Origin of the sequence: Embleya sp. NPDC050493, from assembly GCF_044458105.1 — a bacterium.
Taxonomy (GTDB): Bacteria; Actinomycetota; Actinomycetes; order Streptomycetales; family Streptomycetaceae; genus Embleya.
Window position 1 is genome coordinate 201,074 of record NZ_JBITHP010000004.1, and the last position, 12,524, is coordinate 213,597.

General features: G+C 70.0%; 10 protein-coding genes. 6 read left to right on the forward strand and 4 right to left on the reverse strand.

What is annotated here, in order from left to right:
- The first annotated feature begins 68 nt into the window (after positions 1-68).
- Together ACIBM5_RS10970 and ACIBM5_RS10975 are read left to right on the forward strand one after the other, a co-directional pair.
- Complete coding sequence (locus ACIBM5_RS10970; RefSeq protein WP_396006536.1) at positions 69-1,898, forward strand: AMP-binding protein; 1,830 nt, start codon at positions 69-71, stop codon at positions 1,896-1,898.
- 175 nt (positions 1,899-2,073) lie between these two features.
- Entirely contained in the window at positions 2,074-2,820 is a 747-nt protein-coding gene (locus ACIBM5_RS10975) for an HdeD family acid-resistance protein (protein WP_396006537.1), read from the forward strand.
- A gap of 134 nt (positions 2,821-2,954) precedes the next feature.
- Here the strand turns inward: ACIBM5_RS10975 and ACIBM5_RS10980 are convergent, their stop codons facing one another.
- The 4 genes from ACIBM5_RS10980 to ACIBM5_RS10995 all read right to left on the reverse strand — a co-directional run bounded on the left by ACIBM5_RS10980 (position 2,955) and on the right by ACIBM5_RS10995 (position 7,460).
- Positions 2,955-4,445 (reverse strand): DHA2 family efflux MFS transporter permease subunit, encoded by a 1,491-nt coding sequence (locus tag ACIBM5_RS10980; protein WP_396006538.1) that lies wholly within the window; start codon positions 4,443-4,445, stop codon positions 2,955-2,957.
- Between the two features lie 56 nt (positions 4,446-4,501).
- Positions 4,502-5,125, reverse strand: coding sequence for an NADPH-dependent FMN reductase (locus tag ACIBM5_RS10985; RefSeq protein ID WP_396006539.1), 624 nt, complete (start codon positions 5,123-5,125; stop codon positions 4,502-4,504).
- Between the two features lie 265 nt (positions 5,126-5,390).
- Complete coding sequence (locus ACIBM5_RS10990) at positions 5,391-6,641, reverse strand: MFS transporter (protein WP_396006540.1); 1,251 nt, start codon at positions 6,639-6,641, stop codon at positions 5,391-5,393.
- Between the two features lie 267 nt (positions 6,642-6,908).
- Positions 6,909-7,460, reverse strand: coding sequence for a GNAT family N-acetyltransferase (locus ACIBM5_RS10995; protein ID WP_396006541.1), 552 nt, complete (start codon positions 7,458-7,460; stop codon positions 6,909-6,911).
- A gap of 415 nt (positions 7,461-7,875) precedes the next feature.
- Between ACIBM5_RS10995 and ACIBM5_RS11000 the strand changes: the two genes are divergently transcribed.
- The 4 genes from ACIBM5_RS11000 to lon all read left to right on the forward strand — a co-directional run bounded on the left by ACIBM5_RS11000 (position 7,876) and on the right by lon (position 12,360).
- Positions 7,876-8,574, forward strand: a complete 699-nt coding sequence (locus ACIBM5_RS11000; RefSeq protein WP_396006542.1) for a dual OB domain-containing protein — start codon at positions 7,876-7,878, stop codon at positions 8,572-8,574.
- A complete protein-coding gene (locus ACIBM5_RS11005; protein WP_396006543.1) occupies positions 8,571-9,185 on the forward strand; it encodes a DUF488 family protein in 615 nt (204 codons plus the stop codon). Before ACIBM5_RS11000 ends, ACIBM5_RS11005 begins: the two co-directional genes overlap by 4 nt.
- A complete protein-coding gene (locus ACIBM5_RS11010) occupies positions 9,182-9,619 on the forward strand; it encodes a DUF488 family protein (protein WP_396006544.1) in 438 nt (145 codons plus the stop codon). Before ACIBM5_RS11005 ends, ACIBM5_RS11010 begins: the two co-directional genes overlap by 4 nt.
- A gap of 323 nt (positions 9,620-9,942) precedes the next feature.
- The gene (lon, locus tag ACIBM5_RS11015; protein ID WP_391585006.1) at positions 9,943-12,360 is read left to right on the forward strand and encodes an endopeptidase La; all 2,418 of its coding nucleotides are present in this window, start codon (positions 9,943-9,945) and stop codon (positions 12,358-12,360) included.
- The last annotated feature ends 164 nt before the right edge of the window (positions 12,361-12,524 follow it).

Sequence of the window (12,524 nt, forward strand, 5' to 3'; positions counted from 1 at the left end):
GAGTACACGCACGGACTCCAGCCGGGACCTTCCGGGATTCCGCGCGTCGCAGGGGGTGCTGTACAGCCATGACCGCCGAAGAACTCGAGGCGGGTCTCGCCGCCGAACTCGCCGCGGACGGGGAGTCGGTCACCGAAGCACTGGACAAATGGTCGGTGCGAACCCCGATGCGGGTCTTCATCCACTACGGCGAGCACGGTCTGGACCTGAGCTACGCCGAGGCCAAGCGGGCCACCGACACGATCGCCGGAAACCTGGCCCGGGCGGGCATCCGGCGCGGCGATCGCATCGCGGTGCACTGCCGCAGCGCATACGCCGCCGCGCTGTGGATGTTCGGCATCTGGAAGGCCGGCGCGGTGTACTGCCCGGTGGACCCGGACGCGATCGGCGACCTGCTGGTCGAGCAACTCGACGCCGGCCAGCCGGTGCTCGTGGTCACCGAACGCGCCCTGGTGCACGCGTTGGAGGCGGTCCGGCCACACCTGAACCGGCTGCCGCGGCTGACCGTGCACGACGCGGTCGGGCCCCGGCCGCCGCACGGCTACCCGGAGATCGCCTACGCCAACTTCCTGGCCCGCGCGGTGCCGCCGGCCGTGACGATCGATCCGGGCGACGTCGGGATGATCGTGCACACCGCGGGGGTGACCGGCCGGCCCAAGGCGGCGGTGTTGCCGCACCGTTGGCTCGCCTCGTACACGCTGCTGCTGCGCCGACTCACCACGCCCGAGGACGTGGTGCACGTGGACCTGCCGCTGCACTCGATCCAGGGCGCGTTCGCGGGCCTGGCCCGGGCCGCCTGGGCGGGCGCCGGCGTGGCGTTGTGGGACCGCTTCCACCCGGTCGACTTCTGGCGCCGCGTGGTGTCGGCGGGGGCCACCGGCGCGGTGCTCACCGAGACGATGGTGGGCTGGCTGGCCGGCGCGCCCGAACTGCGCGGCGAGCGCAACAACCCGCTGAGCACGGTGCTCATGCAGCCGCTGCCGCCGACCCATCGCGCGTTCGCCCGCCGGTACGGGATCGACACCGTGGTCGCCGGTTACGGGCAGGTCGAGACCGGGCTGCCGATCGCGGCCGTCCTGGTCGGCTTGGACCCGAGCGAGGCCACGCCGCCGTCGCTGCGGCGCGGACTGGCACCGGCGGCGGTCGCGAAGGCGTGCGCCCGACTGGGCGTGCCGGTGCTCGACGGTGCCCGGATCGTGCGCAAGGGCTGCCTGGGCGCCCCACTGCCGTTCGCCCGGGTGGCGATCCTGGACGAGCACGACCGGCCGGTGCCGCGCGGCGTGGTCGGGCACCTGGCGATCCGACCGCATCTGCCGGGGCTGTTGGTGCAGGAGTACGTGGACGATCCGCTGAGCATCGCGGAGGCCACCCGCAACCTGTGGTTCCACACCGGCGACGCGGCGGTGTTCGACGAGGAGGACGGGCTGCTGCACTTCGTCGACCGGGTCGTGGACCGGATCCGGATCCGCGGCGAGAACGTGTCGGCGTACCACATCGAGGACCTGGTCAACCAGCATCCCGACATCGCGGTCGGCGCGGTGTTCGGGGTGCCCGCGGACCGGGAGGACGAGGACGAGGTGGTCCTGTACGCCGAGCCCGAGCCGGGCCGGCCGCTGGATCCCGACGAACTACGCGCGTGGTGCGCGCAGTCGTTGCCCGCGTACATGCGGCCGGCACACGTGCGGATCGTCGCGCGGATGCCTCGGACGCCGAACGGGCGGGTGGAGAAGTACCGGCTGCGCCGGCACTTCCTGGGCCTGACGGATCGTCCGGGCCCGGCGGTGCGGGGTGTGCCGGTGCCGACCCCGATGCCTTCGACCCGGCCGGCGCTGGCGCCGGCACTGTCCCCGGTACGGTCCGCGCTGCCGCCGTCGTTGCCGCCGGGGGCGCGGCGCTGATCGGTACGAGTGGCCGGCGCGGCTGTTGCGGGGCCGGCCGTCGAGGGTGGGACGGCCGATCGTACGCACGCCGGATCGGGCGGATAGCTGATCATGCGGATATGTCGCTTTCCAAGGGGAAGGCGTACCACGCACGCGATTCTGCGGGCGTGGGCAGATCCGAGGAGCGGCACCCATGGACAGCACGAACGGCGTCACGGGACCGACCGCCGAATCCGGCGCGGGGCGGCATCGGCGCAGCGGCAAGGGATTCGGTTTCGGTTTGCTGGTCGTGCTCGGCACCGTGCTGGTGCTCGGCGGGATCGTCGGCCTGGTCTACACGGGCGTTGCCACGCTGACCACGATGGTGCTGTTCGGCTGGCTGCTGCTGATCGGCGGCGTGGTCGGTTTCGTCCAGGCCATCCAGGCGCGCAAGGAGAACGCGTTCTGGCTCGTGGTCGCGGTCTCCGCGCTCAACATCGCGGCGGGTGTGGTGCTGCTGCGCCGGCCCGATGTGGCGGCCGAGGCACTGACCCTGTTCGTGGCGCTCCTGCTGCTCGGCGCGGGCATGTTCCGCATCGTGGGCGGCGTCGCGAGCATGTCCGCCAAGATGATCTGGACCATCGTGGTCGGCGTGATCGACCTGGTCCTGGGCCTGTTGGTACTGGCCGAATGGCCCAGCAGCAGCCGCTATGCGATCGGCACGTTCATCTCGCTGGCCCTGCTCTTCGACGGACTCAGCCTGGTCAGCCTGGGCCTGACGGGCCGTCGGATCGTCGGCATGGTCCGCGAGGCGGAGGTCCCGGAAACCACCTCGGCCGGACCGGACGAGGCGTCCCCCGACGCGCCCACCACGGAGTGGAAGGCCCAACAGGGGACGTCCAGGGAAGGCACTTTCAAGGGCCCGGACACCATGACGAAGCGCACGGACGACGAGCGGTAGGGCCGGCGGCTTCGACGGCGGGCGGCTCGGGGTCTGCGACGGCTTCGACGTCTGCAACGCTTTCAAAGTCTGCAACGCCCGCAACGCCGAACGCCGGGCGGGCTGTGCACAGCCCGCCCGGCGTTCGCGGACATTCAGTCCGTCCGGCGCTTCATCAGCAGCGCCGGCAGGAACGCCAGTGCCATGAAGCCGACCGCCCACCAGTACGTCCCCTGGAACGCATCCGCCAACCGAGGCCCGATCTCGTGTACCGCGGCCGGCGACAACGCGTGCAGCTCACCGAGGCCACCGGCCCCCTGCCCGGCCGGCAGGCCGTCCCGCATCGCACCGGCCAACAGCACCGACATCAGCGCCCCACCGATCGCGGCGGCGACCTGCTGGATGATGGTCAAGGTGGTACCGGCGACCGCGACCTGCTCGTGCGACATGGTGCGCAGCGCCGAGGCGGTGGTCGGCATCAGCGTCATGCCGACCCCGACACCCGTCACCGACATGCAGGACATCAGCACCCAGTAGGGCGTGTCCGCGGCGACCTGCGTGGTGAAGGCGAGGAAGCCGGAGGCGGCGACCACGATCCCGACCGACACGATCCGGCCCGGCGCAATCCGGTCGCTGAGCCGGCTGGCGATCTGCATGGACACCGCGGTGAACAGGGCCTGCGGCGCGCCCAGCATGCCGGAGGCGGTGGCGCTCTCGCCGCGGACCAGTTGGTAGTACAGCGGGGCCAACATCATCGAACCGAAGTACGCGCAGACGAAGAGCACCATGGTGCCCGCGGCGGCCACGAACGGGCGGCTGCGGAACAGTCGCAGGTCGATCAACGCGTGCTCGATCCGCAACGCCCGGACCACGAAGCCGATCACCAGGACTGCGCCGAGCACGGCCGGGACCACCGCCCCGGTGGCGCCGAAGTCGCCCTTCTCGCCGCCGGTGGCCAGACCGTAGATCAGCAGCGCCAGACCGGGGGAGAGCATCAGCAGTCCGGGTACGTCCAGCGGCTTGGTCGGCTGCGGCGTATCGCGGGGGAAGACCCTGGCGGCCAGGATCAGTGCGACGGCGCCGATCGGCACGTTGATGAAGAAGATCCAGCGCCACGAGACGTCGTCCACCAGCCACCCGCCCAGGATCGGGCCGGCAAGTGGGCCGATCAGGATCGGGATGCCCAGGATGGCCATCGTGCGGCCCATCCGGCTCGGGTCCGAGGCACGGGCCAGGATGGTCATCCCGACCGGCATGATCAGGCCGCCGCCGAGCCCCTGCAGGACCCGGAAGGCGATCAGCGACTCGGCCGACCAGGCCAGCCCGGCCAGTACGGAGCCGGCGGCGAAGGTGCCGATCGAGAACATGTACAGCCGCTTGGTGCCGAACCGGCCCATCGCCCAGGCGGCCACCGGGATGACGGTGGCCAGGGCCAGCGTGTACCCCGTCGCGACCCACTGGATGGTGGCCAGCGGGGCGTCGAAGTCCTGCGCGAGGTGGTTGAGCGCGACGTTGACGACGGTGACGTCGAGCACGGACATCACCGAACCGAGGACGACCACGAGGGCGATCATCGCGACGCTGCGGGAAGGGGTGGGGACGGCGGCCGCGGGCATGCTCGCGGCCGGGGCGGTGGTCGATGCCATCACGGGCTCCTGGCGTTCGGCGGGGGAATGGCTGCGGCTGCTTCGGGAGTCGGCGCTCAGACGCCGTACGGGCGGCGCACGCGCGTCGACCGGGTGGCCTCGGTCCACCAGGCGAGCTGATCGAGCATCACCTTGGCGGCGGCCTCGGTGCCCGCGACGTCGACCGGCCGACCCTCGGCGTCGAACTTCTCCCAGGCCATCGGGAAGGCGAGCCCGTCCCGGGTGGTGACCATGTGCTGCTCGGCGAAGACCAGACGCAGCTGTTCGACGGCCCGCAGGCCGCCGGAGATGCCGCCGTAGGAGACGAACCCGACCGGCTTGCCCTGCCATTCGCTGCGGAACAGGTCGATCATGTTCTTCAGCCCGGCCGGGAAGCTGTGGTTGTACTCGGGCGTGACCACCACGAACGCGTCCGCGGCGGCCAGCCGACCGCCCACCGCCGCGACCACGGCGGCGGGTTCGCTGCCCATCGGCGCCCACACGTCGGGCAGCCGGTCGTGGGCGAGGTCGATGATGTCCACCTCGAAGTCCCCGTGCTGCTCGGCCGTGGCGGCGAACCAGTTGGACACCACGGGGGCGAAACGCCCTTCGCGGGTGCTGCCGACGATGACGGCCAGCCGGAAGGGGTCGGTGTTCGGGTGGGCGCTCGTGCCTGCGGTCGTGTGCGTGGCGATGCTCATGGAAGCCCCCAAGGAGAGAAGTGCGAACTGTCGTGCGCGGCCCCGGAAGTGCTTCCTCCGAGCGCCTGGGGAAGACGCTAGAAGTTGAAGTCGACTTGAAGTCAAGCCCGGTCGCGCGCTTCGCCCCTCGCGGCGGGATCCGGGCGCGATCGCGGCGGCGGCGGCGACGAGCCCGTGCGCTGCGCCTTCCGCGCGCCGCGTCGGACGTCCGAGGGCCCGTGCGGGCGGGGTGGACGCACTCGGGGAAGGCGGGTGCGGCCGTTGATCAGGGGGTGTGCCGAGGCGCTTCGGCGGGGCCGCCGACGGTGGAGATCGTGGCGACCGTCGTGAGGGCGACGGCGCCGGCGCACAGCATGACCGTCGACGGGGACGTCGCGTCCACGACGGCTCCGCCGAGGAGCGCACCGACGGCGAAGGTGAGTTGGAAGGAGGACGTGAATACGACCATGGCGGCTTCCCGAGCCTGCGGGGCGGAGCGGGCGAACCAGGTCTGGGAGCAGGCGGGCACGGCGCCGTAGGCCAGACCCCACACCACGAGCAGGCCGATCGCGCCGGCATCCCACCGACCCAGGAGCGGGAACAGCAGCGTGGCCGCGGCGATCAGGACCGCACACGTGAGGAACGTCGCGCGCAGGCCGCGCGCCATGGTCACGCCCGCGACGAAGTTGCCGACGATGCCGGCCACGCCGAAGATCAGCAGGTAGACGCCGATCAGCCCGCGATCCACGTGGGTGACCTGCTCCAGGAACGGAGTCACGTACGTGTAGGCGCCGAAGTGCGTGATCACGATCAGGGCGGTCAGCGCGAGTGCGATCCGGATGTCGGTGCCGCGCAACAGCCCACGCAACACCGCGGCGCGGGTCACCTGAAGCGCGGGCAGCGGCGGCAGCAGTACGAGCAGCGCGATCGACACGCCCAGCGCGATGACGCCCATGACCGCGAACGAGGCGCGCCAGCCGATGTGTTCGCCCAGTTGGGTACCGGCCGGCAGGCCCAACACCGAACCGGCCGGCACAGCCGCGAAGATCACGGCGGTCGCCGTACCCACCACCTTCGCGCGCACCAACCGAGGCGCCAACCCCGCCCCGATCGACCAGAACCCGCCGATGGTGACCCCGACCAACGACCGTGCCACCAGCATCACCCAGAACGCGGGCGCGGCCGCCGCGAGGAAGTTCGCCACCGCCAGGAGCACGATCAGGGCGACCAACATCGTCCGCCGATCCAGCCGTCCGGTGCACACGGTCACCAGCGGCGCGCAGATCGCCGCCAGCAGGCCCGGCACGGTCATCAGCCACCCCGCCGTCCCGTCCGAGACGCCGAAGTCACCCCCGATCGGCGTCAACAACCCGATCGGCAGGATCTCGCTGGTCACGATCGCGAAGATCCCGAGCGACAGACACACGACGGCCGGCCAGTACTGCCGGGATTCCTGTTCCTGTTTGTGTGTTTGCTCCTGGGAAGACGGATCGGTCCGACCGGTCGTGTGCTCGGCGGATCCGGTGGTGACGGACATGACGTCCCTTTCGGCGATGCGGGTGGGTGGGACCCCGACGCGGGGTGTGTCCCAGTACAACCACCCGCACCACACCGGGTCTGGCGGTATCCCGCCGTCAACCCTTCCGCCGTGCCGTTGGCCTTCGGCCCGCTTCGGGCGTACGGCCGCTCTTACGGCAATTCGCGCCCACCACCGTCGAGTTGCACACCACCGCCACAACCGTCGATCGGCCCCACCGGCGTGGCGGCATCAGGGCCGATCGGCGGCCCGGCGTGGCGGCCCTTCCTACAGGTCGGCCGGGATCTGCGAGTACAGGACGACGTCGACCCGGCCGGCGTGCAGGCGGCCGGCGTTGCGCAGGATGCCCTCTCGATGGAGGCCGGCCTTGATTGCCGTCTTGCGCGAGGGGATGTTCCCTACGGCGGCCTTGAGTTCGAGGCGCTCGAAGCCCTGCTCGGTCAGCAGCCAGTGCCCGAGTGCGCGGGTGGCCTGGGCGGCGATCCCGCGTCCGCGCGCCCACGGAGCGATCCAATAGCCCACCTCGCTGACCAGTTCGTGCCAGTCGGTCCGCTTGAGCCCGACGGCGCCGAGGAGCCGCCCGTCGGCAGGATCGGAGATCGCGAAGTGGATGCCGTCGCCCGACTCGCGCAGGGTGTGGGCCGTTTTCGTACACCAGTCGACGGATGCCTCGACGGTGTAGGGCCGCGGCAGCGGTATCCATCGTTGGACCACCTCGTCCGCGCAGGCGGTTCGGTTGTCCTCGACATCATCGGCGCCGAACGGCCGGAGTGTGATCGAGCCTGCATGCAGGACACGTTCGGGAAAGACGTCGCTCACTGACAGGATTCGCCCCCTCGTATCAAGTCGCCCGATTCTTCCGCCTCACCGGCCGTGACGTAAGAGCCACGGGCCGAATTCACCCACTGCGCCCAACGTCCGGGCAACGCCGGAGCGCACACAACCGGATCGCACGGAGTCGCGGGACGGCTCCACGCTTCGGTGGTGAGCCTGAGCCGAGACGACGCACCCCGACGCCAACTCCCCGGTCGGCCGGCCGCCCGGTGGGCGGGGCGCGCCCCGGCCTGGTCGAACATCGCGCCTGGCTGAATGACGGACGAGGGTCGTACCCCCGGCATAGGCTTTTGGATGATCCGCTGAACTGACAATCTGTGGTGCTGGTCGTCGCTTCGGGTGAGTGCGCTGTGCTCCCTTTACACGCAGGGGAGTCAACGCATCGGATCGGGGGGTGCACGTGGAACTGACGAAGACGCTCGTGTGTCTGGCGAATTCCCGCAAGCATTCGGGTCGGTGTGTGGCGGGCATGGTCGGCGACGGCTCGGGAGAGTGGGTACGCCCGGTCAGCGCCCGCCCGGGTCACGAGGTTTCCGCTCGCGAACGACAGTACGAAGACGGAACGGAACCGAATGTCCTCGATGTCGTCTTGGTGCCGCTTCTTCGGCCGCAGCCGCACGACTTCCAGAGTGAGAACTGGCTCCTCGACCCCGGCTGCCGTTGGCAGAAGGCCGGCAGGGTCGGGTGGAGTGGATTACTGGCGCTGGAGCAGCGCCCCGGCAGGCTGTGGATCAACGGATCCAGCACCTTCCACGGCAGCAATGATCGCGTCCCGACCGAACAGGCGGTCACTCTGCCGGACTCGCTCAAGCTGATACGCGTCACCGACCTGACGTTACGGGTGCACGCCCCCGGGGCGAAGTTCGGAGATCAGCGGCCGGTTCTGCGCGCCTGCTTCTCGCATGCAGGACACGCATATATATTACGGGTGACCGATCCCAGGTACGAGCTGGAATATCTGGCCGGGTCGGAGGGGATCTACGAACTGGGCGAATCCTTCCTCACAGTGAGTCTCGGTGAACCATTCGAAGGCTACGTCTACAAATTGGCGGCAGCCATTATCGAACGAGCGAAGATCAAAGCAGGCAGCAGGTCATGACACCTCGTACAGTATTTACTGTCGGCCACTCCACGCACAGCATCTCAGATTTCCTGGGCCTGCTGCAGAAGCATGGAATCACGGCGGTCGCCGATGTGCGGTCGATGCCCGTCAGCCGATTCACGCCCCAGTTCAACCGGTACGCCGTGGAGCGCAGCCTGCTCGACGTCGATATCAAGTACGTCTTCCTGGGGAAGGAACTGGGTGCGCGCACCGATGACCCCACCTGCTATGTCGACGGACGGGTGAGGTACGACCTTCTTGCCCGGACCTCGGATTTCGTCCGCGGCATCGAACGTCTACGGAACGGTTCGCGGAGCGAGCGAATCGCCGTCATGTGCGCCGAACAAGAGCCGCTCGACTGCCATCGTTGCGTGCTCGTCGCGCGAGTCCTCGATGAGTACGAGATTACCGTCGAACACATTCATGGCGACGGGCACGTCGAGGACCACGCCTCGGCAATGCGACGCCTGATGGCCAAATTCAAACTGGATCAGGAAGATCTTTTCCGGACCGCGGCCATGCGCCTCCAAGAAGCTCTCGACCGTCAGGAACGACGGATCGCGTATGTCAACGAGGAACTTCGCATCGACGGGACGCCGGAAACATGAAACTGTACACAATCGGGTTCACGAAGAAGTCTGCCGAGAAGTTCTTCGGGCTATTGCGTGAAGCCGGAGTGACGGCGCTGGTCGATGTTCGACTCAACAATGTCTCGCAGCTGTCCGGTTTCGCCAAGCGTGATGATCTGAGGTACTTCCTGGGTGAGATCTGCGGTGCGCAGTACAGCCATCGCACCGAGCTGGCCCCGACCCAGGACATGCTCGACGCCTACAAGAAGCAGGGCGTCGGCTGGGCGGCCTACGAAGAACGTTTCCTCGAATTGATGAAGGTTCGTCGGATCGAGGACGTCATCCGGCGGGAAGCGCTCGACAACGCGGTTCTGCTCTGCAGTGAGGAAGATGCGCGGCATTGTCACCGCCGGCTGGTCGCGGAATATCTCGCACAGCATTGGGATGACGTCGCGATCGAGCACCTGGCCTGAGCGCCGGCGCGCTGCGGCCGTGCGCGTCCTCCGACCGTTGCACGCGGCCGGCCGCTCCGGGACGACGAAGCGGTGGAGCCCGCGGGACGGTTCGCGTGCGGTAACGCGGGTCCACCCTGACCCATGCGCCACCCGATGCCGTCTCCGACCCATGCGCCACCCGATGCGCCCCCCCCACCGACCCATGCGGCCTTCACGGCCACGGGAACGACTTCGCTCACGGCGAACAGGGACTCGGGAGGGTGGGGGAACAAAGAGGGGCTCTTGTTTCTTGAGTCAGTGCAGCGCAACTTTTTCGACTGTGGCTACCTGAGGGGCATGACATGAGCGAGACCATCGGGACCCTGACCCTGCCGGTTCTTCCGCTGGACGACGTGGTCGTCCTCCCCGGCATGGTGGTCCCGCTCGAACTCGATGACGCGGAGACCCGAGCCGCCGTGGATGCCGCGCGGGCCGCCGCGGGGCGGTCCGGTGGACCCGGCATCCGTAGTGAGAGCAAGGCGCGGGTGCTGCTTGTTCCGCGCGACGACGGTCAGTACCCGGCGGTGGGCACGCTCGGCGTGATCGAGCAGGTCGGGCGGCTGCCCGGGGGTGAGTCGGTCGTGGTGGTGCGCGGCGAGGGCCGGGTGCGGATCGGCAGCGGTACCACCGGGCCCGGCGCGGCGCTGTGGGTCGAGGCGACCCGGGTGGCCGACGCCGAGACGGACGAGCACACCGACGAGCTGGCCCGGGAGTACAAGGCCCTGGTCACCACCGTGCTGGGCAAGCGCGGTGCGTGGCAGGTGGTCGACCACGTACAGGCCCTGGAGGACCCCAGTGACCTGGCGGACAACTCCGGCTACGCCCCCTACCTGACGCTCCAGCAGAAGATCGAGGTGCTCCAGACCGTCGACGTCCGGGAGCGGCTGACCAAGGTCGTCGGCTGGACCCGGGACCACCTCGCCGAGCTGGACGTGGCCGAGACGATCCGCAAGGACGTCCAGGAGGGGATGGACAAGCAGCAGCGCGAGTTCCTGCTCAAGCAGCAGCTGGCCGCGGTGCGCAAGGAGCTCAACGAGCTCAACGGCACCCCGGACAGCGAGGAGGAGGACTACCGGGCCCGGGTCGAGGCGGCGAATCTGCCGGAGAAGGTGCTGGCCGCCGCGCTCAAGGAGGTCGACAAGCTGGAGCACGCCTCCGACGCGTCGCCCGAGGGCGGCTGGATCCGCACCTGGCTGGACACCGTCCTGGAGATGCCCTGGAACGACCGCAGCGAGGACGCGTACGACATCGCCGAAGCACGCGCGATCCTGGACGCGGACCACTCCGGCCTGGTCGACGTCAAGGAGCGCATCGTCGAGTACCTGGCGGTTCGCAAGCGCCGCGAGGAGCGCGGGCTCGGTGTGGTCGGCGGTCGCCGTTCCGGCGCGGTGCTGGCCCTGGTCGGCCCGCCCGGGGTCGGCAAGACCTCGCTCGGCGAGTCGGTGGCCCGCGCGATGGGACGCTCGTTCGTCCGGGTCGCGCTCGGCGGTGTGCGGGACGAGGCCGAGATCCGCGGCCACCGCCGCACCTACGTCGGCGCGCTGCCCGGCCGGATCGTCCGGGCGATCAAGGAGGCGGGCAGCATGAACCCCGTCGTCCTGCTCGACGAGATCGACAAGGTCGGCTCGGACTACCGGGGCGACCCGACCGCGGCCCTGCTCGAAGTGCTCGACCCGGCGCAGAACCACACCTTCCGCGACCACTACCTGGAGGTCGAACTCGACCTGTCCGACGTGGTGTTCCTGGCCACGGCCAACGTCCTGGAGACGATTCCCGAGCCGCTGCTGGACCGGATGGAACTGGTTCGCCTCGACGGCTACACCGAGGACGAGAAGGTCGTCATCGCCCGGGACCACCTGATCAAGCGTCAGCTGGACAAGGCGGGCCTGGACGACACCGAGGTGTCCTTCACCGAGGAGGCACTGCGGCTGCTGGCGGGCGAGTACACCCGCGAGGCGGGCGTGCGCACCCTGGAGCGGTCGATCGCCCGCGTGCTGCGCAAGGTCGCGGCCCGGCAGGCGCTGGACGCCGAGGCGCACCCGCTGCCGATCACGGTGGACGCCGGCGACCTGCGCGACTACCTCGGCCGACCCCGGCACACCCCGGAGTCGCTGCTGAGCAAGGCCGAACAGCGCACGGCGGTACCGGGGGTGGCCACCGGGCTCGCGGTCACCGGCGCCGGTGGCGACGTGCTCTACATCGAGGCGTCGCTCGCGGACGCGGAGACGGGCGGTACGGGACTGACCCTGACCGGCCAACTCGGCGACGTGATGAAGGAGTCCGCGCAGATCGCGCTGTCCTACCTGCGCTCGCGCGGAGCGGAGCTGGAGGTGCCGGTGGGCGACCTCAAGGACCGTGGCGTGCACATCCACGTCCCGGCCGGAGCGGTGCCCAAGGACGGCCCGAGCGCCGGCGTCACGATGACCACGGCGTTGGTGTCGCTGCTGACCGGGCGACCGGTCCGCTCGGACGTGGCGATGACCGGTGAGGTCTCGCTCACCGGCCGGGTGCTGCCGATCGGCGGCGTCAAGCAGAAGCTGCTCGCCGCGGAGCGGGCCGGCGTCACCACGGTGCTGATCCCCAAGCGCAACGAGGCCGACCTGGACGACGTGCCCGAGGAGGTCCTGAGCCGACTCACCGTGCACGCGGTGGCCGACGTGCGCGAGGTACTGGAATTGGCCCTGGAGCCGGCCACCGCCAAGCACACCGTGGCCGCCTGATTCTGCGCCTGCCGACCCGCGGACACCTGCCGCGGGGGGCGCCCCCCCCCCGGCGCCCCCCGCCCCCCCCCCCTCCGGCCCCCCGCGGCGGGCCACCCCGCCGCCGGCCGCTTGCCGGGGGGCCACGACCCGCGCCCCCCACGTGTTCCACCCGCACCCCCACC

What these genes read in the sequence shown, in the direction of transcription:
- ACIBM5_RS10970 (WP_396006536.1), top strand. Translation starts at nt 69, where the DNA reads ATGACCGCCGAAGAACTCGAGGCGGGTCTCGCCGCCGAACTCGCCGCG.
- ACIBM5_RS10975 (WP_396006537.1), top strand. Translation starts at nt 2,074, where the DNA reads ATGGACAGCACGAACGGCGTCACGGGACCGACCGCCGAATCCGGCGCG.
- ACIBM5_RS10980 (WP_396006538.1), bottom strand. Translation starts at nt 4,445, where the DNA reads ATGGCATCGACCACCGCCCCGGCCGCGAGCATGCCCGCGGCCGCCGTC.
- ACIBM5_RS10985 (WP_396006539.1), bottom strand. Translation starts at nt 5,125, where the DNA reads ATGAGCATCGCCACGCACACGACCGCAGGCACGAGCGCCCACCCGAAC.
- ACIBM5_RS10990 (WP_396006540.1), bottom strand. Translation starts at nt 6,641, where the DNA reads ATGTCCGTCACCACCGGATCCGCCGAGCACACGACCGGTCGGACCGAT.
- ACIBM5_RS11005 (WP_396006543.1), top strand. Translation starts at nt 8,571, where the DNA reads ATGACACCTCGTACAGTATTTACTGTCGGCCACTCCACGCACAGCATC.
- ACIBM5_RS11010 (WP_396006544.1), top strand. Translation starts at nt 9,182, where the DNA reads ATGAAACTGTACACAATCGGGTTCACGAAGAAGTCTGCCGAGAAGTTC.
- lon (WP_391585006.1), top strand. Translation starts at nt 9,943, where the DNA reads ATGAGCGAGACCATCGGGACCCTGACCCTGCCGGTTCTTCCGCTGGAC.